Origin of the sequence: Roseobacter sp. TSBP12 (assembly GCF_009129705.1) — a bacterium.
Classification (GTDB): Bacteria; Pseudomonadota; Alphaproteobacteria; order Rhodobacterales; family Rhodobacteraceae; genus Celeribacter; species Celeribacter baekdonensis_A.
The window spans coordinates 25791-48080 of record NZ_PYIB01000004.1 but is presented as its reverse complement, the minus strand read 5'-3'; the positions used below and the strand labels follow the sequence as shown (position 1 = coordinate 48080).

Genomic DNA, 22290 nt, shown 5'->3' with positions numbered 1-22290 from the left:
GCTTACTCGTCGTGCTTGCCTTCCGGGCGCAACTCACTGACAAATTTGTCAAAATCGTCTGCGGCCTGGAAGTTTTTGTAAACCGACGCAAAGCGCACATAGGCCACGGTATCAATCCGCGCGAGGCTTTCCATCACGATCTCACCGATGGTTTTCGATGGGATATCCGTCTCGCCCAGGCTCTCAAGACGCCGCACGATGCCAGAGATCATCTGATCCAGACGCTCCGGTTCAATCGGGCGTTTTTGCGCGGCGATCCGGATCGAGCGTTCGAGTTTATCACGATCAAAATCCTCGCGGCGACCATTGGTTTTCACCACCACCAGATCGCGCAGTTGCACGCGTTCATAGGTGGTAAACCGACCGCCACAGGCCGAACAAAACCGTCGCCGCCGAATGGCGACATGGTCCTCAGCCGGACGGCTGTCTTTCACTTGGGTATCTACATTTCCGCAAAATGGACAACGCATGTCGCGTCCCCTCTTCTGTTCACTGCCTCGTTGTTGTGGGGTCTTTGCCCCACTTATCCACAGGCACTATAGGGGGAAGCCTAGAATTTGGGTAGATCAAATTTTAACCACGACATGTGGTAGCCACATTCATTTAGCGCAGCAAGGCCACAAGCTTGCGCAGATGCGGACGCGCGCGATGTTCGAAAAGGTAAAGCCCTTGCCATGTGCCAAGGGTCATTCGCCCCGAGATGACAGGTATTGTGATCGTTGTCGGCAGCAAGGCGGATTTGATATGGGCCGGCATATCGTCCGGCCCCTCATAGGTATGGGTCAAATAGGCCATGCCGGGGTCCGTCGTAGGCGGCACCAGCCGGTGAAAAAATGCGGCAAGATCGGTTTGCACCTCGGGGTCGGCGTTTTCCTGGATCACGAGGGAGGCGGAGGTGTGTTGGACCATCAGAGTCAGCGCCGCCTCCATCGGTCCCTCCCCCGCGACCCAGCGCGCCACATCCGCGGCGATCTCATACAGCCCTGGCCCGTGGGTTGGAATTTCGAACAGATGGTGGCTCATTCACAGGCCTCCTGCCAGATGAAACCCTCATAGTTCCAGCAATAGCCCGCGGCTTCATAAGCGTCCGAAAAGCTGAACACGGCGTAATTTATACTGTCGGGGAGACACTCAAGCCGGGCGAGTTCGTCCTCGCCCTGTTCAACGATCAGCCCGGCGGACAGCTCATGATCCTCGCTCATCCGATCCAGCGCGCCCCACAGGCGATAGGTCACCGCGCCGTTGTGCAGGCTGAGATCCTCCCAAATTGAGCGGCCGACACCGGGCCAAGGCGTGACGTCGATCTGATCGTATAGGCGATGCAGGGTCAACTCCGGCGTCTGACCGGGGCGGCCAAAACGGTAAACCACGCCCGTCTCATCGGTTTCAAGCACCACCGTTTTGCCATTTGCAAAGGTGCATTGAAACAGCGGCTCCGCCTGAGCGACAGCGCCAAAAGGCATCGCACACAAGGGCAACACACCTAACCCAATCGAAAATCGCACCATCTTGGCCCCTTACACAAACCTGTTCGCGGCAAATCTAACCGCGTGGGCCGCGAATGGAAATGGGCGCTCTCGCGCTATTGCGCCACGCAGGTCACGGTTGGCCCCGCAGCATCCGATGAGAGCGTGGCACTGACCACCGTGGCGGCATGGACAGGGGCGAAAAACACAGATTCGAGCGTTGCGACACAGCGGTCGAGGTCTTCGGGCAGCACGGTGATGACAATGGTCTCAGGGTCGGCAAGTGCCGGCGTTTGCGCCGTCCCATCGGTCATGGCAAGCGCGGCCCCGGCAACGATCAGGGTCATGGCAATCAAGGCTTTGGTCGTCCAGGACATGACAGCTCTCCCGTGGATCTACACAGAGGAAACGCTTCAAAGGTTAATTCGGATTAAACGCCGCCACAGCTTTTTGTGGATAACTAGATTTTACCCCTCGGACGCCGTGAAACGATCCCGTGCCGCCGCAATATCAGGCATGTTGTGCCCTGCCCAATCTATCATCGCATGCAGCGGCATCAGGAAAGAGCGGCCAAGATCGGTCAGGCTATAGGCGACGCTCGGCGGTTTGGTGTCGAACACCTCACGACGCACCAGCCCGTCACGTTCGAGATCGCGCAGGCTTTGCGTCAGCATCCGTTTGGAAATATCCGGCAAGGCCCGCCCCAGCGCATTGAACCGCTGTGCACCATTCTCCAGTTCCAGCAAAATCAGTGTCGTCCATTTGGCCGCCAGATGATCCAACACCTGCCGCACCGGGCAGTTTTTCGGGTCAAACCCGTCGGCTTTCCATTGCTCTATCCGGCTTTGGGCGCTGTCACGCATCTGATGTGGTTCCCTCTGTGTGCCCTGGGACTGAAAAAGTGCCTCCTTTTCACGCCCGACATAAGTCTCTAGGTGAGACCTATACTCATTTCCGCACTGAAAGGGAAGACACATGACAACCTATCTCGTCACCGGCGCCTCCGGCCAATTGGGTCAACGCGTCATCGACGCCCTCGCCGCCCGCGTTGCCAAAAGCGACATCATCGCCTTGGTGCGCTCGGAGAAAGCCGCAGAAGACTATGCCGCCAAAGGCATCGCCACCCGCTTTGGCGACTACACCGACAAAGCCAAGCTCGAGGCGGCCTTTGCCGGGGTGGATCGCCTGCTTTTGATCTCCTCTTCCGAAATTGGTCAACGCGCCGCGCAGCATGGCAATGTCATCGCAGCGGCCAAGGCGGCGGGCGTGTCCTTCATCGCTTACACCTCGATCCTGAATGCCCAAGACAGCGCCATGGCGCTGGCCGAAGAGCACAAAGCCACCGAAGATATGTTGGCTGCCTCGGGCATTGCCCACACGCTGTTGCGCAATGGCTGGTATTCCGAAAACATCACCATGACTCTGGACCAAGACCTTGAATTAGGACAACATTTTGGGGCGGCTGGCGCGGGTAAACTCGCCACCGCCACGCGTCAGGATTACGCAGATGCGGCGGCTGTTGTCTTGGCCGGGGGCCATGATGGGGAGGTGTTGGAGCTTGCCGGCGATGAGGGCTACACGCTGGCAGACTATGCCGCGCTTGTCTCTGAGCTGTCCGGCAAAGCAGTCACCTATACCGACATGCCAGAGGCGGCATTCACCGAAGCGCTCGTCGGCGCGGGCCTGCCCGCAGGGTTTGCCGCGATCTTGGCGGATTCGGACGCAAAGGCGGCTGAGGGCGCGTTGTTTGACGACAGCAAAACGCTCTCAAAGCTGATCGGTCGCCCGACCGAACCGATTGCGGAAACGATCAAAGCCGCGCTCTGATCCTGCGCCTCACGACCCTGACCGTCCGCGGTCGGGGTCACATCCGGGAGTCGTCAAAAATCGCGTCGCCCATCTGGTCGATAAAGATTTGCGCCTTGCGCAGGCTTTCCCGCCGCGCATCGTCGATGTCACTCATCGTATCGGCGCGGATCATCATATGGGCGCGGGTCTCGCCGCCAAAATCCTTTTCGATCCGTGCCGCAATGCGATAGCCGCTCTCGGCCTTCATCGGCTCCGAGAAGATGCGGTAGTCATTGCCGTAAAGCTCGGGCTTTGCGGTGGATTGCGACGTGGCGGCGGGCTTTGACGCGCCACCGAAGAGTTTCGAGAAAAGGGACATGCGGGCCTCCAGTTTGAGAGGGAGTTTGACGGGCGGCGACGGGGAGTGCAAGCCGCGCTTCGCCTGACCGGGGGCTGGCGAATAGCAGAAGGATCGCAGGCATTTAACGCCCAGATGAACAAAGCGTATCTACCAAAGATTGGATAGTAGACCAGTTAGCAACTAATGCAGCCAATCCTGTCGCCCACAAGCTCACTTTCCATAGTAAGGCGCGATCGGAGACTTTTCCGAGAAATAATTTCTCCCAAGCAAACGCCTCTCGGAATTTTGCGTCACTTGTTCCATAGAAGTGCTTTTGGCTATGTTGATATTGTCCTCCATCAGCATTTTCGGCTCCCAATTCTCTTTCAAATTCAATCAGTTTGACTCGCAATATCGAGCGAACCTTACTCAACAATTCAAGGCGCACCAACACAAAGAATGAAATGATTGTCGGAACAAAAAATATCAGATCATTGAGACCTGTAACTTTTTGAAAAGCAAAAGCGTAAATCGCACCAATTACAGCAACAAAAAATTGCTCAAGTCTGTCAGTGCGTGAGTGTATCTCAAGAACTTCCTGAGACATCATTTCATACTGCTTCAATATAAATTCTTGTTCTTTCTTAACCATTCAACCTCGCCAAAGTGAACCGCCCCCCTTTCGGGAGGCGCCTCTAACTTTACTGATCCAAGAACGACCGCAGTTTGCGCGACCGGCTTGGGTGTTTCAGCTTCCGCAGAGCTTTCGCTTCGATCTGACGGATGCGTTCTCGGGTGACCGAGAACTGTTGGCCGACTTCTTCCAACGTGTGGTCCGTGTTCATCCCGATGCCAAAACGCATCCGCAGGACGCGTTCTTCGCGCGGGGTGAGCGAGGCCAGCACGCGGGTGGTGGTCTCTTTCAGGTTTTCCTGAATCGCCGCATCCAGTGGCAGGATCGCGTTTTTGTCCTCGATGAAATCGCCGAGTTGGCTGTCTTCTTCGTCGCCAATCGGGGTTTCCAAAGAGATCGGCTCTTTGGCGATTTTCATCACCTTGCGGACTTTTTCCAAAGGCATTTGCAGCTTTTCTGCCAATTCCTCAGGCGTCGGTTCGCGGCCGATTTCGTGCAACATCTGACGCCCGGTGCGCACGAGTTTGTTGATCGTTTCGATCATGTGCACAGGGATACGGATGGTGCGGGCCTGATCCGCGATGGAGCGGGTGATCGCCTGACGAATCCACCAAGTCGCATAGGTGGAGAATTTATAGCCGCGACGATATTCAAACTTATCGACGGCTTTCATCAGGCCAATGTTGCCTTCCTGAATGAGATCGAGGAATTGCAAACCGCGGTTGGTGTATTTTTTCGCAATCGAAATCACCAGACGCAGGTTGGCCTCGACCATTTCTTTCTTGGCCTGACGGGCCTCTTTTTCGCCCTTTTGCACCTGTTGCACGATGCGGCGGAATTCAGAAATATCCACACCAACGTACTGACCAACCATGGCCATTTCAGAGCGCAGCTCTTCGACTTTCGGTGTGTGGCGTTCGACAAACATCTGCCAGCCGCGCCCGCCTTTTTCGGCCATGCGATCCAACCAAGACGGGTCCAACTCATAGCCGCGATATTCGTCGATGAACTCTTTGCGGTTGATCCGCGCCTGATCGGCGAGTTTCACCATGTTGGAGTCGATCGACATGACGCGTTTGTTGATGCCGTAAAGCTGGTCAATCAGCGCTTCGATCCGGTTGTTGTGCAGGTGAAGCGAGTTCACCAAAACCACAATCTCGGAGCGCAGTTTCTGATAGATCGCTTCCTCATTGTCGGAGAAGCTGTTGTCCTCGTTCAATGTGGCCGACATCCGCTGATCCTGCATCTCGGACAGGTTGGCGAAGTCTTCGGAAATGCGCGCGAGGGTTTCAAGCACCTGCGGCTTCAACGCCGCTTCCATCGCCGCCAATGACATGTTGGCCTGTTCGTCGTCGTCCTCGTCGTCATCATCATCCGTGGAGATCGGATTGCCGTCGGCGTCGTATTCTTGCGCCTTCTCTTTGGTCTCATCCTCAGAGGAAGGGCTGCTCGTGGCCAGACCGCCGACAACGCTTTCTTCGTCATCGCCATCCACGCCCGTGCCAAACGTGGCCTCAAGGTCGATCACATCGCGCAAAAGAATGTCTTCGGACAAAAGCTCGTCGTGCCAGATGGTGATCGCCTGAAAGGTCAGCGGGCTTTCGCATAGCCCCAGGATCATCGTGTTGCGACCGGCCTCGATGCGCTTGGCAATCGCGATCTCGCCTTCGCGCGACAGCAATTCGACAGAGCCCATTTCGCGCAGATACATCCGCACGGGGTCGTCGGTGCGATCCAGTTTCTCGGTCTCGGACGCCGCCATCGCGACATCGCGCGAGCCCGTGGCCTGAACCAAGGCACCGCCCTTGGCGTCGCCTGCGTCCTCGTCCTCGACCTCTTCATCTTCAATAATATTGATGCCCATCTCTGAGAGCATCGACATCACATCTTCGATCTGCTCAGAACTCACCTGTTCCGGCGGCAACACTTTGTTGAGCTGGTCGTAGGTGATGTAGCCCTTTTCACGAGCCTCAGAGATCATCTTTTTGACCGAGGTCTGGCTTACATCCAGCATGCCATCCTGATCTTGATCTTCGGTCTTGGCGTCGTCGTTGTCCTTAGCGGCCATACGGCACTCCCCTTCACGTCACTGTTGGGCCCCATCAGACGCATCGGATAGGCCCGACGCCCCCTGTGGTTGACCCGCGAATCACCCCTGTCCCAAGGGCTGATCTTCGGATGAAACGAATCATGTCATGCGATTCGCCGATTCGCTACCCGAATACCCATATTTCCTTAACCATTCCTGCACCAGAGGCCACCGAACGCCGCCACCCTCTCGCGCAACAGATAGTGCACAGTTGCCTCAATTCACCTCTCACACATCTATGAACGCCTCAACGCGCTCACTTTTGCGGATTGATCTTGGACAAAAGCGCATGAAACGCCTCGCGTTCACTGCGCGACAAGGCCAATCCGTTGTCAGCCACATCAAACTCGGTGCGGTCCTCCGCCTCCGCCTTGGTCGCCCGATTGCGCGCCTCGGCGGCCTGTCGCAACCGCCAGGTCAATTTTTCATCATCCGCCGCCAAAAGCGCCTCGACGCCTTCGTCCAACTCGGCGCGATAGCCGCGCCTGGCTTTGAGCTTGGTCAATTCTTCGGTCAGGCACATCTGCGCCGTGTCCGCATCGGGACGGCGCACGGGCGGTGCGATTTGAACATGGGGATGCGACATCACCCGATCAAGGGCCTCTTGCCCAATCATGGCGATCACATTTTGCCGCAAAGCCGCTGCGTCTGTCTCCTCGGCATGGGTCAGGATGGCGTGGAGCAACGCGCCGTGCTCCTCGGTGCGGGTATGAAGCCCTTCCAATTGCGGCAAGAACTGCAAAGCCAGACCTGGATTGCAGATCAACACGGCCAAAACCACCGCTTCGCGCATCAAATCGGCGTTGTTGTCATCGCCCGAGACGATCATCGAGGCCTTCAGCCCTGCGGTGGGGACTGCGGCAACCTGATAGCGGCCCTGCCCGCCCGATCCCGGCACCCAAGCGCGCCTTGGCGCGCCGTTGCCGCCCCCGCCACGCGCCCCACCATTGCCCGACCTTTGTGGCCGGAACAGTTGAAAGCGCATTTCTTTCAGGATTTCGCCGTAATGGCCTTTGATCGAAGCATCGGTGATCGGCCTAATCGCATCGCGCAGCGCCTTGTCCAATGTGGCGCGCCGTTCCGGGCTGTCGAACACTTTGCCCTCGGTTTCACGCCGCCACAACAGCGTGACCATCGGCACCGCCGCGTCCAACACCTCTTGCATCGCGCCCGCGCCTTTGGTCTTGATCAAATCGTCGGGGTCCTGGCCCTCGGGCAGGATTGCAAAGCGCAGCGATTGCCCGGCCTGAAGCAGCGGCATCGCCAGATCAATCACCCGGTAGGCGGCACGCAGCCCGGCTGTGTCGCCATCCAGCGCAATCACCGGCTCCGACGACATCCGCCACATCAATTGCAATTGCCGCTCGGTGATCGCCGTGCCCAGTGGCGCAACCGTGGCCTCAAACCCGGCTTCCGAAAGCGCGATCACATCCATATAGCCTTCGGAGACGACCAAGGTCTGCCCCTTGCCACAGGCGGCGCGCGCCGGACCGTTGTTGTAAAGCGCCGCGCCCTTATCAAACAGCAACCGCTCCGGGCCATTGAGGTATTTTGCCCGCGCATTCGGGTCCATCGCGCGACCCCCAAAGGAAATCAGCCGCCCCCGGCCATCGCGGATTGGAAACACGATCCGGTCGCGAAAGAAATCATACGGCTCGCGGCCGTCGTCAGGCTTGGCGGCAACCCCGGCCTCAATCGCCAGCTCGGCGGAAATGCCTGATCTTTGAGCGCGCGCAAAAGCGCGTTGCCGTTGGGGGCAAAACCGATCTCAAAGCGATCTCGGGTCTCGGGTTTCATACCGCGCTTGTCCAGATAGGCCCGCGCCTGTGCCCCGCCCGATTGTTGCAACTGCAGCCGGAAAAATCGGTTCGCCGCCTCATTGACCTCGGCCAAGGCGCTGCGCTTGTCGGTCTGCTCTTGCGCCCTCGGGTCGCGTTCAGGCATTGGCATTCCAGCTTCGCGCGCCAAAATTTCAACCGCCTCGATGAAAGACACGTTTTCCGTCTCGCGCACAAACGTGATCGCGTCGCCTTTGGCGTGGCAGCCGAAACAGTAGTAAAATCCTTGTTTGTCATCGACGTGAAACGACGCGGATTTTTCGGTGTGAAACGGACATGGCGCCCACATATCACCTTTTCCGGCGTTGGATTTGCGCGCATCCCACATGACTTTTCGCCCGACCACATCGGTCAGTGACAGGCGGGTGCGCAGTTCATCCAAGAATCCGGGTGGCAATGACATGGGCGGCAGTATCCTCCGTCCTGCGGCCAAGGTCCAGAGGGGCCGCGCATCAAGGGGATATGTCAGCAGCTCACCCTCGGGCCTGCGCTCTGACTTTCACCTTTCCCGGCGGCTAAAAGACCCATTGCCCCGCCGAAAGGTCCGCACAGACTTAACTCCACCTTAACAACGATGAATCACTTTGTGGCAAAACACGGTGCCAAATATGGCGCTTCCAAGGCAGATTGTGGCGAAATCTTGACCACCCCCTTCCATCATCCTCGGAAATCTCCCCTCAAAGCGCTTTGAAAGCCCGCATTTATGACCTTATCAGGGCAAAGCATTCCTCTATTTACTTCAAGTCAATGGCGGATCAACATGCTCTGGATAGGGAGTGAACAAAGCACGGAAAATTCCGGCCTTTCGCTATCAAACTGGGAAATGGGGGCACCGCTTTGATGAAAAGATGGTGTCATGTTAGGTATTTTTCGCGGCGATGAAATCGTCGTAGACTTGGTGAACACACAACAGGCTCTTGGCTTGGCGCAAAATGACGCCGCACAGGAGCTGCGTGGCAAAAAAGTCCTTTCTTCGCTGCGGCGTAAGGGACTTCGCGAGAGCCTGCTCTCACATCTGCCTTTGCCCCACCCTGCCCTCTATGCCAAAGAGGAACAGGGGTCATTGGCTGTGTTCGGCCTGTTCACCTTTGTCATCGTGATGATTCTGGCCGGGATTGGCGTCGATATCATACGCCATGAAACTCTGCGGACCGAACTGCAAAACACGCTTGATCGTGCTGTGCTGGCCGCCGCCAACCTTGAAAACAGCTTTGACCCCACAGTCGTGGTCGAAGACTATTTCGCCAAGGCCGGCCTGTCGCAATATCTGACAAACGTCAAAACCGAAGTGTCCGGCCAGGGCCGCCGTGTGACCGCAACCGTGTCCGCAGACATTCCGACCTATTTCATGAAATTCGCCGCCGTCGACACTTTGACGTTGGCAAGCCATGGCGCCGCAGAACAAGGCTTGGCCAATCTCGAAATCTCGCTTGTGCTTGACGTGTCGAATTCAATGAACAGCTCGAACCGGATTGGCAACCTGTCCATTGCGGGACAGGAATTTGCCCAAACCATTTTCGACAATTCCGCGCCGGATGCCGTCTCCATGTCGGTGGTGCCCTATTCCACGCAGGTGAACGCGGGACCGACCATTCTGTCGGAATTCAACGTCACAGATGCGCATAGCAATTCCTATTGCCTGAACTTCACCTCAAGCGATTTTGAAACCACGAACATCGAACCCAAAGACTATGCCGGGGCGAAATATTACCAACAAACACTGGCGTTTGACCCGTGGTATTACAATGACTTCAACCAAGGCACCATTCTGGAGGTCTGCGATCCGCATAGCTACAATCGGATTTTGCCGTTCTCGAATTCGCTGTCCGAGGTTCAGAGCAAAATCTCCAACCTGCGCGCCGACGGCAACACGTCGATTGATGTCGGTGTGAAATGGGGCGCGGCGTTGCTTGACACATCCGCAGCCCCGCTGACCGGTGCCCTCATCGCGTCGGGAGAAGTGTCCTCCGCCATGGCGGGCCGCCCGGCTGTGGCCTCTGCATCGACCCTCAAGGTGTTGGTGGTGATGACCGATGGTGTGAACACCACCCAGTATTACATGCCCTCCAATTACCGCTCCGGCGATTCGGATATCTATCTTGCGCCAGACGGTAGGGTCTCTTTCCCGGTCAGCAAAAGAACATGCAGCTATTTTTCCTGCTGGAACGAAACCAAATGGTATGAACCGCAAAGCCGCAATTACTACAGCTCGGTCTATGGCGGCTCAAACGCCACGCGCCTGACCTGGCCCGAAGTGTGGCAGCGCTTCACGGTCGAAAGCCATGCCTATGCCCGCTATTATGGCTCCGGCAGCTCCAATGACTATTACTTCTGGACCGGCGCCACCCGCACAGGCGTGAGCGGCACAACCAAAAACGAACGCCTGAACGATATTTGCACGGCCGCCAAAAACAACGGCGTTCTGATCTTTACCATCGGGTTTGAAGCCCCAAACGACGCCGAACAAGTGCTGATCTCCTGCGCCTCCTCTCCGGCTCATTACTATGATGTGGATGGTCTGGAAATCTCGGACGCTTTTGCCGCCATCGCCACGAAAGTGACAGAACTGAGGTTGGTCGAATGAATGTTCTCTCCGTCCTAAGATACCTGTCGCGCCGCTATCGTCGCGGCGAGGCTGGCAGTTCGACAATCGAATTTGTCATCGTGTTTCCGGTGTTCGCTTTTATGATGATGGGCAGCTATGAGATTGGCTATTATACGGTCTCCGCCTCCATGCTGGACCGTGGCCTTGATCTGGCCGTGCGCGATGTGCGCCTGGGCACCGCCTCCAATGTCACGTTGCCCACGCTGAAAACCGCCGTCTGCACCTATGCCCGCTATGTGCGCAATTGCGAAGAAAACCTGCACATCGCCCTCGAACCCGTGGATGCAAACAATTTCGTGCGCCCCGCCAATATCGCGGATTGCATTGACCGGAACCAGAACATCACCCCCGCCACCACCTTTACCGATGGGGGCGAGAATGAACTGATGCTCGTGCGCGCTTGCGTGATTGTCGATCCGATTTTCCCGACCACTTGGCTTGGGGCCGCTTTGGAAGGCACTCCGGGCTCTGGCTATGCGATGGTATCCACCGCAGGCTTTGTCAACGAACCCAACACCTGATCGGAATGCTCATGACCTCTCTGCGCGCCCCTTTGCTGTCTCTTGCCCGTCGCTACCAGCGAGAGGACCAAGGCACATGGTCCGTCGAAGCCGTCATCATGGCGCCGTTGATCATGTTCTCTTTGGTGTTTTGTTATACGTTCTTTACTGCGTTTCAGGCCAAATCCGAGGCCAACAAAGCCAATTATACGATCTCCGATTATCTCTCGCGGCAAACCGACCCGGTCACCCCGGCCTTTCTCAACGGGACCGCAGATCTCTATCGCTTCCTCAACAACTCCGGCGACATCGACATGCGCGTCTCCGAGGTCAAGTTTTCGCTCGATAGCAATGGCAATGGCTCTTACAGTCTCGTGTGGTCCTATGCCGTGGGGGATTTCTCGCCGTTGACCACAAACAGCCTGTCCGATGTCGAAAACCGTTTGCCGCTTTTGGCCAATGGCGAAGAAGTGCTTTTGGTCGAAACCGTCCGCACCTGGTCGCCACTGTTTGACGTGGGGCTCGCGGAACTGGCCTTTGCCGACACCGTCACAACCAAACCCCGATTTGCGACACAGGTTTTGTTTGATGACGGGTCTGCCTCCTCCGGGTCCTCGAATACGGACACCACGGACGATCCCAACATGGATCAAGGCAGCGGCGGTCGCAGATATAACAGATATTACTGATTACTGACGCTTAGTGACTGATCGTTCAAAGGCCTTCCCCGCAGCCTTCCCCGCATTTTACACGGGGAGGGCGAGCACATGGCACGGTCGATCATTCGATGCGGCCAGCGCCTGAAAGACGTGCCGCAATCACATCGGCCATCGCTTTGCCCTGTCCCGCCGGTGTCACACCCCCGACACCGATCCGATGCCCCAAACGCCACCACAGACCCGGCACCCAAGCGCGCGGGTATTTGGGCCGGTCCTGTCCGGTTTTCAATCGGATCATGAAACCGTTCGAGGGCTTGAACGCAAAGGTGCCGCGCTCGACGGCGGAAATATCGTCCAACCGGCACAAAACCCGCCCGCCCTCTTCGGTCAAAGCCTCTTCGGTCAAAACCAACCCGCGCGCGGTCGCCCGCCACACCAGCCAGGCAAAGCCAAAGGCCAGCACAGCCATTGCCAAAAGCAAGGCGATCCACCCCATCCCAACCGCCTCGGGCCGCGTCGCGATCCAGACAAGCAAGGCCCCCAATGCGGCCAGCATCATTGCGGCGCTGGCGCGTCGGGCGGGTGAAGGTGTGAGGGTGAAATCGGACATTTGGGGTGCTCCTGTTGGGGCGTTATTTGGGGCGTTATCGGGCTTTGGGACGCAGTTTCATCACCAGAGTCGCGCCAGAATCGCGCTGTCAAACGCTGTACAATCTTGCGATGCCTTGGCGATGCCATGGGCCTGTTGCCATTCACCTGTGCCTCAGGTTCATTGCAAAAGGCTTTAGCGCAAAAGCCGCAGAACGCAAAGCCATCTTGTTCCGACGCGCCGCAACGCGTAAAGCAAACCCAGCTTTTCTTGCGGACGGACCCTGCCGATCATGTTGCGCCATCGCCCCTTTCGCTGTTTTTATCTGACCTTGCCACTCACGGCGGCGCTTGCGGGCCTCTCTGGCTGCGCCGATCGTCCAGACCTGTCGGGCCGTGTGGCCCCCGTCGATACGACCCAGCCTTGGCCAAACCTGCTGAGTTCGCAGATGATCAGTGCCACCCCTTCCTTGGACGAGGCTGGCACAGAGGCCGCCATGGCGTTGGCGGGAAGGGCCGCGGCCCTGGCGGCGCGGGGGCGTACCTTGTCAAAGACCCCGGTCCTGACACAGGCCGAACGCGCCCGCCTGATGGCCGCTCTCGCCCGTGCAGGCGCCCCCTCTTAACGGCCCTACGCGGTGTGTCGGCACCTGCTCTGCCATTCCGCAAAGCCCATGGCGCGGTGACCGCCATCACAGTTGCACCTCGGCTCATTCACCGCTATCAGAGCGCACATATTCTTTAGTGATGCGGAGCCTCCAATGCCGAAAACCCCTTCTGAAACCGCCCCCTTGCGCCTCGGGATTGCGGGTCTCGGCACCGTTGGCGTTGGCGTGATCAAAATCATCCAGCGCAAAGCCAATCTTTTGGCCCAACGCACCGGTCGCCCCATCGTTGTCACCGCCGTCTGCGCCCGTTCGCGCGACAAGGATCGCGGCATCGACATGTCCCATTACGCTTGGGAAGACGATCCGGTCGCCCTTGCCCTGCGCGATGATGTGGATGTGTTTGTCGAATTGATGGGCGGCTCCGATGGCCCCGCCAAGGCCGCAACCGAGGCCGCCTTGTCCGCTGGCAAAGACGTGGTCACCGCCAACAAAGCCATGCTGGCGCTCTACGGCCAAGATCTTGCCCTGCGCGCCGAAGCCAAGGGTGCGGTGCTGCGCTTTGAGGCGGCGGTCGCGGGCGGCATTCCAGTGATCAAAGCCTTGACCGAAGGCCTTGCGGGCAACCGCATTGAACGCATCGTCGGCGTGATGAACGGCACCTGCAATTACATCCTGACGCGGATGGAAAACGAAGGCCTGTCCTATGACGAGGTCTTCGCCGCCGCCAAGGCGCTTGGTTATCTCGAAGCCGATCCGACGCTTGACGTGGGCGGCATTGACGCCGGGCACAAGCTGGCCTTGCTGGCCGCAATCGGCTTTGGCACCCAGGTCGATTTTGAAAATATGGTGCTTGAGGGCATCGAACGCATCACCATCGAAGACATTCACCACGCCGCCGACATGGGCTTTCGCATAAAACTTTTGGGCGTGGCCCAGATGACCGGACGTGGCCTTGAACAGCGCATGACGCCATGCCTTGTCCCCGCCACCTCGCCTTTGGGTCAGTTGGAAAACGCCACCAACATGGTGGTGCTTGAGGGCGATGAGGTCGGTCAGATCGTGCTGCGCGGCGCGGGCGCGGGCATGGGTCCCACCGCCTCTGCCGTGATGTCCGACGTGATCGACATTGCGCGCGGTGTACGCATCCCGACCTTTGGCGTCCCTGCCGATGTGTTGGAAAAATCCACCCCCGCCGTCGCCGCAACCCCTGCACCCTATTACTTGCGCATGTCCTTGCTCGACAAACCCGGTGCCTTGGCCAAAATCGCCGCCGCTTTGGGCGATGCGGGTGTCTCCATCGACCGGATGCGCCAATATGGCCAGGAGGCCAATCCTGAGGTCGCGCCCGTGTTGATCGTCACCGACGCCACGTCGCGCAAATCCTTGGACGTGGCGCTGGACGGCATGTCGCAAACTGGCGTTTTAGCCTCTGAACCGGTCGCGATCCGTATTGAAACGGTCTGATCCATGGCGATCTGGCAGGTCTTGAACAACCCTGTCGATATTTACTGCGAGCGGCTCGATGCGTCCTTTTGGTCCGAGCCGCTCAACGCCTTATCCAACGCCGCCTTTCCCCTCGTCGCCCTTCTGATCTGGCGGGTCATGCGGGCGCGTGGGCCGATCTCAGGGATGAATACGGTGTTGACTGGCCTCTGCGCGCTGATTGGTCTGGGCTCGTTTTTGTTTCACACCTTCGCCAATCGTTGGTCCGAATGGGCCGACACCGTGCCGATCTGGAGCTTTGTCGGGCTGTATGTCTATGCGGCCCTGACCACGGAACGCGGCACATCCCGGCGCTACAAAGTGATTGCTGCCATATTGATTTCAAGCGTCACCCTCACCGTATTGTTTCTCATGGCCACAGGTGAAACCACCGACGCGAATGCCGCCGATCCGCTCAATGGCACGGGTCAATATGCCCCTGCGCTGATCGCTTTGCTGATCTTTGCCGCGGCGTCATGGCGGTTGCGCCTGCCGCAGGCCCCTTGGGTCTTGGCCGCCGCCGTGACCTTTCTTGCCTCTATGGCATTCCGTACCTTTGATATGGCGCTTTGCACCTCATGGCCCACGGGGACACATTTCATGTGGCATGTCCTGAATGCGGCAATGATCGGTTTTTTACTGATGGCACGGGGCATGGCGCGCCCTGCCGTCAGACCTGCCACGTCAGCGCGGTGACTGCCTATCTGGGTGGCGGATTGCGGCAAGTTGACGTAATTTTGTTACGTCCTGCCAATAAGTTAGCGCAAACAACGCCCTGTTAGCGCACACAGATGCCCGCCCGCCTTGCCCCGCCGATGAACATATGGTCATGAGGGGGAGACCATCCAATCCGTCCGTCGAAAAAGGACCATCCCATGTCAAAACCCATCGCTTTTTATGACCGCATGCTGTCGCTCGGTCTCGCCCGCGTCGCCGAACAGGCCGCCCTCGCCTCCGCCGATTTCGTCGGCAATGGTGACGAAAAAGCCGCAGACCAAGCCGCCGTGAACGCCATGCGCGAACAGCTCAACTCCCTCGACATCAAAGGCGTTGTGGTGATCGGTGAAGGCGAGCGCGACGAAGCGCCGATGCTCTACATCGGCGAAGAGGTTGGCACCGGCGAAGGCCCCGCCGTGGACATCGCGTTGGACCCGCTTGAAGGCACGACATTGACCGCCAAAGACATGCCGAACGCCCTCACCGTGATCGCCATGGCCCCGCGCGGCACCTTGTTGCACGCGCCGGATGTCTACATGGACAAACTGGCCATTGGGCCGGGTTACGCCAAAGACGTGGTCAGCCTCGCCATGTCCCCGACCGAACGCGTCGAAGCACTGGCCAAGGCCAAAGGCGTGCGTCCGAACCAGATCAACCTCTGTGTGCTTGAACGTCCCCGCCACGAAGACCTGATCGCCGAATTGCGCGCCACCGGCGCGTCGATCCGCCTGATCACCGATGGCGATGTGGCCGGTGTCATTCACTGTGCCGAGGCCAAAACCGGCATCGACATGTATATGGGGTCCGGCGGCGCACCCGAAGGTGTTTTGGCGGCCTCTGCGTTGAAATGCATGGGCGGTCAGATGTGGGGCCAGCTTTTGTTCCGCAACGATGACGAACGCGGCCGCGCCACCAAAGCCGGCATCACCGATTTCGACAAAATCTATTCGCGCGACGAATTGGTCACCGGCGATGTGATCTTTGCCGCCACCGGCGTGACCGATGGCTCCATCGTGTCGGGCATCAAACGCGAGCCGGGCTATTTGACCACGGAAACCATCCTGATGCGGTCCAAAACCGGCTCCGTGCGCCACATGACCTACCGCAACCCGATCTCGAACGCGCATCAAATTTAAGACGCGCCAAGATCAGCACGAGGGGACGTCAACAGCACTGTTGGCGTCCTTTTCATGTGACAGACGGATTTTCATGGGTCAGATTTTCACGGGTCAGATTTTCATGGGCCAAGCTACGCACACGGCCTCCCCCACCTGCTGACACAGATCGGCGGACTGTTGTTCGTCCAGGCCAACCTGTATCATTATGTGAAACGGGCTGCTCATCGCTGGGGCCGTCGCGCGCCCTGATCGGAGCCCCTGCCACCGGCCTGTCCCGCGGAACTTGCCTTCTATCCTGCAGAACAAAGCTCGAAAACATATCCGGCTTGCCCCGGCCCCACGAGGTTGTGGTCGCGCAGGACCGTCAGAGTGGGCTGATCCGGCAGCTTGCACAGCGCCGCGAAGGACCCTGCTTTGCCCAATGCCCCGTCATATTCCACATCAATGTGATTGGCCCCATAGTGGTCGCGGTAGACCCCACATTCGTCCCAGGCCGCACATTCTTCGCTAATGACAAAATCAAAGCCCGCTCCCGGCCCACGCGCGCCCAGATCCGGCGCGTTCTTTTGCCCTGCCGCCAGACCAAGCCCATGCGCCACATCCACAAGCGTCGTTGCCAAGGCGATATTGCCATCGACGGTGAGCGCTTCGAACCGCGTCCAACTGTCCAAATTGTCGAATTCCACGGCATCAAAGCCTTTGGCCGCACATAGCTCTATCGTGCCCCGCGCCGCGTCTGCGATCTGCGCGCGCGTCGCTTCGGTTCGGGTATCAAGCACATATTCATCCGGCCACCCCGGATCGGCAACAAGATTGCCATCGTCATCGCGCAAGAGCGCATTCGGATGATGGGAAAGCCACCACTGCAACCTACCGGGCTGGGTCTGAAAAACGTTCACGTAGCAGATATTATAACGCCCGGCGCTTGGCTCCGCCGTGCTGTCACGCACAACCACGCTCACGCGATCCTCCGGGGGATAGGCACCTCCCAATTGGTAGTCGACCGCGCCGTCGCCCGGCAACATTTGCCACCCCGGTTTTGCCAGGCTGGCGCAGGGCAGAGCACAAGCAACAGCGACCATGACAGACATCGGAGCAACAAAGCGCGTCAGCCTATTCCAAACGTGATCCAATTGGTCCGGCATACCCGAACTCCCCTCTGCGCGCCTTAGGTGACTTCCCTCGAAAACACCTTAGTGATGCCTGATACACTGTCTCGCCTCCTCACCAAAGGCAAATACATGCCTTGGTTGCAAACCCGAACGAGCATAAGGCCCATCATCCCCAATGCGCTCGGCATCGCCACATAAGGCCCCGTTGCTCTACCTGCGCAAAAGCGCCATATAGAGCGGATGAGCGATTTTCTGGATGTCACAACCTCCTTGACCGCCCGCCGCTGGGTCGGTCCCACCGATGATCTGATGCGTCAGGCGGAGGCCTTGGCCCAGCACACCGGCCTGCCCGTTGCCCTGTGCCAAACCTTGGCGCGCCGGGGCGTGTCGGCCGAGGAGGCGGAGCGGTTTTTGGACCCGAAGCTCAAGGACTTGTTGCCCGATCCACTGACATTGAAAGACATGGGCAAAGCCGCCGCGCGGTTTTTGGCAGCGTTGAAATCCCGCCAACGCATCGCGGTGTTTGCCGATTATGACGTCGATGGCGGCACCTCTGCGGCGCTGTTGCTGACGTGGTTGCGCGACATGGGGCATCAGGCGACGCTTTACATTCCCGACCGGATTGATGAGGGCTATGGCCCGAATGAGCCCGCGATGGCGGCGCTGGCACAGGACCACGATCTGATTGTGTGCGTCGATTGCGGCACGCTTTCTCATGGTCCGATTGCAGCAGCTATCGGCGCGGATGTGATTGTTTTGGATCACCATTTGGGCGGCGAGATCTTGCCCGACTGTGTTGCCGTGGTGAACCCGAACCGCCAAGATGAGAGCGGCGACCTGGCCCATCTTTGTGCTGCCTCCGTGGTGTTTTTGATGCTGGTTGAGGTCAACCGATTGATGCGTGCCGAGGGACAAAAAGGCCCCGATCTGATGGCTGCGCTTGATCTTGTGGCGCTGGCCACGGTCGCCGATGTCGCGCCGCTGATTGGCGTCAACCGCGCACTGGTGCGGCAAGGGCTAAAAGTCATGGCCGGGCGGCATCGCATTGGCCTTCGTGCGCTTGCGGATGTGGCCCGGATGGACACCGCGCCGACCTCCTATTCGCTTGGGTTTCTCTTGGGTCCTCGGATCAATGCCGGGGGGCGGATTGGGGCTGCGGATTTGGGCGCGCGGCTTTTGGCAACGCAAGACCCGATTGAGGCACAGGCACTGGCCGAACGGCTGGATCAGCTCAACACCGAGCGGCGCGAGATTGAAAACGCCGTGCGCGCGGCGGCGATTGCGCAGGCTGAGGCACGCGGGCTTGACGGTCCGCTGGTCTGGGCTGCGGGCGAGGGCTGGCATCCCGGTGTGGTCGGCATCGTTGCCTCCCGCCTGAAAGAATCGTCCAATCGCCCCGCCATTGTCATCGGCTTTGACGGCGATGAGGGCAAAGGCTCTGGCCGATCCATTTCGGGCGTCGATCTGGGCGCGTCGATCCAAAAACTGGCCGCCGAGGGGCTTTTGGTCAAAGGCGGCGGGCATAAGATGGCGGCGGGTTTGACCGTGATGCGGGAGACATTGGAACCCGCGATGGAACGCCTGTCTGAATTGCTTGCCAAACAGGGGGCGGGCGACGGCGGGCCGGCGGATTTGAAACTCGACGGGATGTTGATGCCCGGTGCCGCCACGATTGATTTGATCACCCGACTAGAGGCCGCAGGGCCGTTTGGGGCCGCCGCCCCTGCCCCGCGCTTCGCGTTTCCGTCCTGTGCGATCCATTTCGCCCGACGCATTGGCGAGAGCCACCTGAAAATCAGCTTTTCCGACGGGCTGGGACCGCGTTTGGAGGCGATTTGTTTTGGCGCTTATGATGGCCCTCTCGGTCCGGCGCTTGAGGCTCATGGCGGGGCGCGATTCCACTTGGCCGGGCGGCTTGAAATCAACACTTGGGGCGGGCGGCAATCGGTGCAATTGCGCCTTGAGGACGCGGCGCGGGCGTGAAGGCCCGCGTGACGCATCTTCTCTGTCACCAAGTTGTAAGATTCTGCCGCCCATGCGCAAAATTCCTCTTGCACCCACGCGGCTGCCCGTCTAAACACCCGCTCACACCAAGCGCGGTCCATTCGTCTATCGGTTAGGACGCCAGGTTTTCAACCTGGAAAGAGGGGTTCGATTCCCCTATGGACTGCCACTTATCCCCCTCCGCATATCTCTGAGTGACGTCTGGCACTGTAAACGGTGTCGGTCTTATCTTATCTGTCTTGTCCTGGTCGCGAGACGGAGACCTGAGGGGGACAAATGCCCCCTCTCCCTCCAAGTCACGCCTGAAACACATAGGTCCCCGGTGCAGCGCAGATCGGCGCATAGCCCGCCTCGGGACGCCCCATCGGCGGCACATCCCCCAGCGGGCCGGAGCGCTCTTTCAGCCACTGCGCATGGGCGATCCACCAAGACCCATCCTGCGCAGGCGCCGCCTCTTGCCACTCCTCCGCATCACTGAACGGCGCATCAAACGCCGTCGTCGCCATATGGAAATGGCGACCCGGATGGCCGGGTTCGGTGACGATCCCGGCGTTGTGCCCGCCATTGGTCAGCACAAAGGTGACATCGGTGTCGGCAAAGCGGTGGAATTTATAGACCGATTTCCACGGGGCCACGTGATCATCCTCGGTGCCGACGGCAAAAATCGGCGCGCGGATGTCGGAGATCGCAACAGGTTTGCCCGCCACCTCATAGCGCCCTTCGGCGAGATCATTGTTCAAAAACAACTGGCGCAGGTACTGCGCGTGCATCGTATAGGGCAACCGCGTGCCATCGGCATTCCACGCCAGAAGATCAAACATCTTCATCCGCTCTCCCATCAGATAATCATGGACATTGCGCGACCAGATCAAATCGGCCGAGCGCAACAGGCGGAAGGCGCCGCCCATCTGCTCCGTCGACAAATAGCCCTGATCCCACATCATGTCTTCGAGGAAATTGACCTGACTGTCATTGATGAACAGGGTCAATTCGCCCGCTTCGGTGAAATCCGTTTGCGCGGCCAAAAACGTCAGCGTTTTAAACCGCGGATCACCATCGCGCGCCATCGCCGCGGCCGCAATCGCCAAGAGCGTACCGCCAAGACAATAGCCCAAACCATGCACATGATCGGACCCGGTGATCGCCTGAACGGCGTCCAAGGCGTCCATGATGCCCATCGCACGGTAATCCTCCATGCTCAGATCGCGGTCCTCGGCCTCCGGGTTGAGCCAAGAGATCATGAACACGCTAAACCCCTGCCCGGTCAGAAATTTGACCATCGAATTTTCGGGCGACAGGTCCAAAATGTAATATTTCATGATCCAGGCGGGGACGATCAGGATCGGCTCGGGGTGGACCTGATCCGTCGTGGGCGCATATTGGATCAGCTCGATCAAGCGGTTGCGATAGACCACCTGACCGGGGCGGGTCGCCAAATCGCGGCCAAGTTGAAAGGCCTCAAGGTCGGGCGATTTTTCTTTGGTCACATAGCGCGTGACGTCTTCACCAAAATTTTGCGCCCCACGCACAAGGTTCATCCCCCCCTGCGCCAGCGTCGCCTGCAAGACTTCGGGGTTGGTCAGGGGCAAGTTTGACGGCGACATCATATCGAGCACCTGACGCGCCAAAAACGCCATCACATTTTCATGCTGTTTCGTCATGCCCGGCACATCGGTCATCGCGTTGTGCCACCATTGTTGTTGCAGCAAAAACGACTGATACATCATATTGAACGGCCATTTTTGCCAGGACGGATCGCGAAACCGGTGGTCCTGTGGCAGGCTTTCGATACAGGGTTGTACGTCAGCCCCCGACAGGCATCGCCCGGCATATTGCATCTGGCGAGAGGCCTTTTTCCCGGCTTTCTCGACCAGTTCCAATTGTTTGCCGGGAGCTGTTGCCAGATGGGTCAGCCAATCCGCCCAAGCCGCCGCCAATGCGGATGGGGCAATGCCCATGGTCACCCGCGCCATTGCGGCATGGGCCGCCTTGTCCATCACGTTGTAGACGCTGAAATCCTGATCTACGTCACGTTGCGGCGTGTGGGGAAGCCTTGGCACTGTGGCCATGCTGTCACGCGTCGCATCCGCCTCAACCAAAGCGATTTTGGCCGCAGGTCTTCGAGGGGCATCGACTTTGGGTGTCGTCGTTTTGATCTGGCTTGGCATCACATCCTCCACTCACTCAAGGCGGGATTGCCCGCAATTTAGGGGTATTTTCGCCCGTTTCACGCGTCAGGACACTGATTTCGGTCAAGCCCCATTCTACTCAGCCAAATTCCGCCAGAGCGCGCCCCAAGCCGCCCGTGACCGCCGATCTTTCTGGCCTGTCCTCTGTCGCAAAAGAAAATCGCGCAATTGTCTCGAAACCCTCTTGCGCTTCGCTCTCATGCCGTCTAATTAGCCGCCTACCAAAAGCGCGGTCCATTCGTCTATCGGTTAGGACGCCAGGTTTTCAACCTGGAAAGAGGGGTTCGATTCCCCTATGGACTGCCACTTTATTCCCTCAGATGTGTCATACTGTCCTTGGCGCTGTTGCGCGGCGCTATGTGGTGTCCCCGCCGAGGTCAACCCGCCTTGATCGACCTTGAGTATGACGCCTTTGGTGCCTCCTTCGACACGTCAAACATGCGGACACACCCTCTCACCCAAACCGATCTTTTGGCCCATCAGGCACGGATCAAAGGCCTGCCGCCAAACGGCAGATAAGCCCACGCAGATCAGCACAAAGAAAACCCCGCCA

21 protein-coding genes, 2 tRNA genes and 1 pseudogene are annotated in these 22290 nt (G+C 58.6%); 12 read left to right on the top strand and 12 right to left on the bottom strand.

The annotated features are described in order from the left end of the window. Positions 1 to 2 precede the first annotated feature (2 nt). The 5 genes from nrdR to C8029_RS01215 all read right to left on the bottom strand — a co-directional run bounded on the left by nrdR (position 3) and on the right by C8029_RS01215 (position 2329). Entirely contained in the window at positions 3 to 470 is a 468-nt protein-coding gene (gene nrdR / locus C8029_RS01235) for a transcriptional regulator NrdR (RefSeq protein WP_009572755.1), read from the bottom strand. Between the two features lie 133 nt (positions 471 to 603). Next, positions 604 to 1023, bottom strand: coding sequence for a secondary thiamine-phosphate synthase enzyme YjbQ (locus C8029_RS01230; RefSeq protein ID WP_152002075.1), 420 nt, complete (start codon positions 1021 to 1023; stop codon positions 604 to 606). Continuing rightward, complete coding sequence (locus C8029_RS01225; protein ID WP_152002074.1) at positions 1020 to 1508, bottom strand: hypothetical protein; 489 nt, start codon at positions 1506 to 1508, stop codon at positions 1020 to 1022. Before C8029_RS01225 ends, C8029_RS01230 begins: the two co-directional genes overlap by 4 nt. 74 nt (positions 1509 to 1582) lie before the next feature. Next, on the bottom strand, positions 1583 to 1843 hold the full coding sequence (locus C8029_RS01220; protein WP_152002073.1) for a hypothetical protein: 261 nt from the start codon (positions 1841 to 1843) through the stop codon (positions 1583 to 1585). Between the two features lie 90 nt (positions 1844 to 1933). After that, positions 1934 to 2329, bottom strand: a complete 396-nt coding sequence (locus C8029_RS01215) for a winged helix-turn-helix transcriptional regulator (RefSeq protein ID WP_009572759.1) — start codon at positions 2327 to 2329, stop codon at positions 1934 to 1936. A 112-nt stretch (positions 2330 to 2441) separates the two neighbouring features. Here C8029_RS01215 and C8029_RS01210 point away from each other — a divergent pair, with 112 nt between their 5' ends. Then, positions 2442 to 3293, top strand: coding sequence for an SDR family oxidoreductase (locus C8029_RS01210; protein WP_152002072.1), 852 nt, complete (start codon positions 2442 to 2444; stop codon positions 3291 to 3293). Between the two features lie 37 nt (positions 3294 to 3330). Here the strand turns inward: C8029_RS01210 and C8029_RS01205 are convergent, their stop codons facing one another. The 4 genes and pseudogenes from C8029_RS01205 to dnaG all read right to left on the bottom strand — a co-directional run bounded on the left by C8029_RS01205 (position 3331) and on the right by dnaG (position 8558). Continuing rightward, positions 3331 to 3633 carry an HlyU family transcriptional regulator gene (locus C8029_RS01205; protein WP_009572761.1) on the bottom strand — a complete coding sequence of 101 codons (303 nt, stop codon included), beginning with the start codon at positions 3631 to 3633 and terminating at the stop codon, positions 3331 to 3333. 103 nt (positions 3634 to 3736) lie between these two features. Next, a complete protein-coding gene (locus C8029_RS01200; protein WP_152002071.1) occupies positions 3737 to 4246 on the bottom strand; it encodes a hypothetical protein in 510 nt (169 codons plus the stop codon). A 49-nt stretch (positions 4247 to 4295) separates the two neighbouring features. Then, the gene (gene rpoD, locus C8029_RS01195) at positions 4296 to 6296 is read right to left on the bottom strand and encodes an RNA polymerase sigma factor RpoD (protein WP_009572763.1); all 2001 of its coding nucleotides are present in this window, start codon (positions 6294 to 6296) and stop codon (positions 4296 to 4298) included. Between the two features lie 277 nt (positions 6297 to 6573). Continuing rightward, a pseudogene (gene dnaG, locus C8029_RS01190) lies at positions 6574 to 8558 on the bottom strand (DNA primase). Positions 8559 to 9011: 453 nt separating this feature from the next. Between dnaG and C8029_RS01185 the strand changes: the two are divergent. Genes C8029_RS01185 through C8029_RS01175 form a run of 3 tightly spaced genes read left to right on the top strand, consistent with a single transcriptional unit; the run spans position 9012 to position 11949 of the window. After that, positions 9012 to 10739, top strand: a complete 1728-nt coding sequence (locus C8029_RS01185; protein WP_152002070.1) for a Tad domain-containing protein — start codon at positions 9012 to 9014, stop codon at positions 10737 to 10739. Then, positions 10736 to 11281: a TadE/TadG family type IV pilus assembly protein gene (locus C8029_RS01180; RefSeq protein ID WP_009572766.1), complete on the top strand. Its 546-nt coding sequence runs from the start codon at positions 10736 to 10738 to the stop codon at positions 11279 to 11281. Before C8029_RS01185 ends, C8029_RS01180 begins: the two co-directional genes overlap by 4 nt. Before the next feature lie 11 nt (positions 11282 to 11292). Next, complete coding sequence (locus C8029_RS01175) at positions 11293 to 11949, top strand: TadE/TadG family type IV pilus assembly protein (protein ID WP_152002069.1); 657 nt, start codon at positions 11293 to 11295, stop codon at positions 11947 to 11949. 91 nt (positions 11950 to 12040) lie between these two features. Here the strand turns inward: C8029_RS01175 and C8029_RS01170 are convergent, their stop codons facing one another. After that, complete coding sequence (locus C8029_RS01170) at positions 12041 to 12529, bottom strand: hypothetical protein (RefSeq protein ID WP_009572768.1); 489 nt, start codon at positions 12527 to 12529, stop codon at positions 12041 to 12043. Positions 12530 to 12800: 271 nt separating this feature from the next. On the opposite strand from C8029_RS01170, the gene C8029_RS01165 reads away from it, so the two are divergent. The 4 genes from C8029_RS01165 to glpX all read left to right on the top strand — a co-directional run bounded on the left by C8029_RS01165 (position 12801) and on the right by glpX (position 16450). Beyond that, positions 12801 to 13133: a hypothetical protein gene (locus tag C8029_RS01165; RefSeq protein ID WP_152002068.1), complete on the top strand. Its 333-nt coding sequence runs from the start codon at positions 12801 to 12803 to the stop codon at positions 13131 to 13133. Between the two features lie 135 nt (positions 13134 to 13268). Continuing rightward, entirely contained in the window at positions 13269 to 14579 is a 1311-nt protein-coding gene (locus C8029_RS01160; RefSeq protein WP_009572770.1) for a homoserine dehydrogenase, read from the top strand. Between the two features lie 3 nt (positions 14580 to 14582). Further along, entirely contained in the window at positions 14583 to 15293 is a 711-nt protein-coding gene (locus C8029_RS01155) for a ceramidase domain-containing protein (RefSeq protein WP_152002067.1), read from the top strand. Between the two features lie 179 nt (positions 15294 to 15472). Further along, positions 15473 to 16450 carry a class II fructose-bisphosphatase gene (gene glpX / locus C8029_RS01150; protein WP_009572772.1) on the top strand — a complete coding sequence of 326 codons (978 nt, stop codon included), beginning with the start codon at positions 15473 to 15475 and terminating at the stop codon, positions 16448 to 16450. A 272-nt stretch (positions 16451 to 16722) separates the two neighbouring features. Here the strand turns inward: glpX and C8029_RS01145 are convergent, their stop codons facing one another. Beyond that, positions 16723 to 17577: an endo alpha-1,4 polygalactosaminidase gene (locus C8029_RS01145; protein ID WP_226946207.1), complete on the bottom strand. Its 855-nt coding sequence runs from the start codon at positions 17575 to 17577 to the stop codon at positions 16723 to 16725. 207 nt (positions 17578 to 17784) lie between these two features. Here C8029_RS01145 and recJ point away from each other — a divergent pair, with 207 nt between their 5' ends. Both recJ and C8029_RS01135 read left to right on the top strand, forming a co-directional pair. Next, entirely contained in the window at positions 17785 to 19527 is a 1743-nt protein-coding gene (gene recJ / locus C8029_RS01140) for a single-stranded-DNA-specific exonuclease RecJ (protein WP_152002066.1), read from the top strand. A 115-nt stretch (positions 19528 to 19642) separates the two neighbouring features. After that, positions 19643 to 19717 (top strand) — tRNA-Glu (locus C8029_RS01135). A gap of 127 nt (positions 19718 to 19844) precedes the next feature. Here the strand turns inward: C8029_RS01135 and C8029_RS01130 are convergent. Further along, complete coding sequence (locus C8029_RS01130; protein ID WP_152002065.1) at positions 19845 to 21716, bottom strand: PHA/PHB synthase family protein; 1872 nt, start codon at positions 21714 to 21716, stop codon at positions 19845 to 19847. Between the two features lie 252 nt (positions 21717 to 21968). On the opposite strand from C8029_RS01130, the gene C8029_RS01125 reads away from it, so the two are divergent. Beyond that, positions 21969 to 22043 (top strand) — tRNA-Glu (locus tag C8029_RS01125). 81 nt (positions 22044 to 22124) lie between these two features. Beyond that, positions 22125 to 22256, top strand: a complete 132-nt coding sequence (locus tag C8029_RS22635; protein WP_269771048.1) for a hypothetical protein — start codon at positions 22125 to 22127, stop codon at positions 22254 to 22256. Positions 22257 to 22290 lie beyond the last annotated feature (34 nt).

Bases quoted from the DNA above. Each gene is read 5' to 3' on its own strand.
- nrdR (WP_009572755.1), bottom strand. From the start codon at position 470: ATGCGTTGTCCATTTTGCGGAAATGTAGATACCCAAGTGAAAGACAGC.
- C8029_RS01230 (WP_152002075.1), bottom strand. From the start codon at position 1,023: ATGAGCCACCATCTGTTCGAAATTCCAACCCACGGGCCAGGGCTGTAT.
- C8029_RS01225 (WP_152002074.1), bottom strand. From the start codon at position 1,508: ATGGTGCGATTTTCGATTGGGTTAGGTGTGTTGCCCTTGTGTGCGATG.
- C8029_RS01220 (WP_152002073.1), bottom strand. From the start codon at position 1,843: ATGTCCTGGACGACCAAAGCCTTGATTGCCATGACCCTGATCGTTGCC.
- C8029_RS01215 (WP_009572759.1), bottom strand. From the start codon at position 2,329: ATGCGTGACAGCGCCCAAAGCCGGATAGAGCAATGGAAAGCCGACGGG.
- C8029_RS01210 (WP_152002072.1), top strand. From the start codon at position 2,442: ATGACAACCTATCTCGTCACCGGCGCCTCCGGCCAATTGGGTCAACGC.
- C8029_RS01205 (WP_009572761.1), bottom strand. From the start codon at position 3,633: ATGTCCCTTTTCTCGAAACTCTTCGGTGGCGCGTCAAAGCCCGCCGCC.
- C8029_RS01200 (WP_152002071.1), bottom strand. From the start codon at position 4,246: ATGGTTAAGAAAGAACAAGAATTTATATTGAAGCAGTATGAAATGATG.
- rpoD (WP_009572763.1), bottom strand. From the start codon at position 6,296: ATGGCCGCTAAGGACAACGACGACGCCAAGACCGAAGATCAAGATCAG.
- C8029_RS01185 (WP_152002070.1), top strand. From the start codon at position 9,012: ATGTTAGGTATTTTTCGCGGCGATGAAATCGTCGTAGACTTGGTGAAC.
- C8029_RS01180 (WP_009572766.1), top strand. From the start codon at position 10,736: ATGAATGTTCTCTCCGTCCTAAGATACCTGTCGCGCCGCTATCGTCGC.
- C8029_RS01175 (WP_152002069.1), top strand. From the start codon at position 11,293: ATGACCTCTCTGCGCGCCCCTTTGCTGTCTCTTGCCCGTCGCTACCAG.
- C8029_RS01170 (WP_009572768.1), bottom strand. From the start codon at position 12,529: ATGTCCGATTTCACCCTCACACCTTCACCCGCCCGACGCGCCAGCGCC.
- C8029_RS01165 (WP_152002068.1), top strand. From the start codon at position 12,801: ATGTTGCGCCATCGCCCCTTTCGCTGTTTTTATCTGACCTTGCCACTC.
- C8029_RS01160 (WP_009572770.1), top strand. From the start codon at position 13,269: ATGCCGAAAACCCCTTCTGAAACCGCCCCCTTGCGCCTCGGGATTGCG.
- C8029_RS01155 (WP_152002067.1), top strand. From the start codon at position 14,583: ATGGCGATCTGGCAGGTCTTGAACAACCCTGTCGATATTTACTGCGAG.
- glpX (WP_009572772.1), top strand. From the start codon at position 15,473: ATGTCAAAACCCATCGCTTTTTATGACCGCATGCTGTCGCTCGGTCTC.
- C8029_RS01145 (WP_226946207.1), bottom strand. From the start codon at position 17,577: ATGCCGGACCAATTGGATCACGTTTGGAATAGGCTGACGCGCTTTGTT.
- recJ (WP_152002066.1), top strand. From the start codon at position 17,785: ATGAGCGATTTTCTGGATGTCACAACCTCCTTGACCGCCCGCCGCTGG.
- C8029_RS01130 (WP_152002065.1), bottom strand. From the start codon at position 21,716: ATGCCAAGCCAGATCAAAACGACGACACCCAAAGTCGATGCCCCTCGA.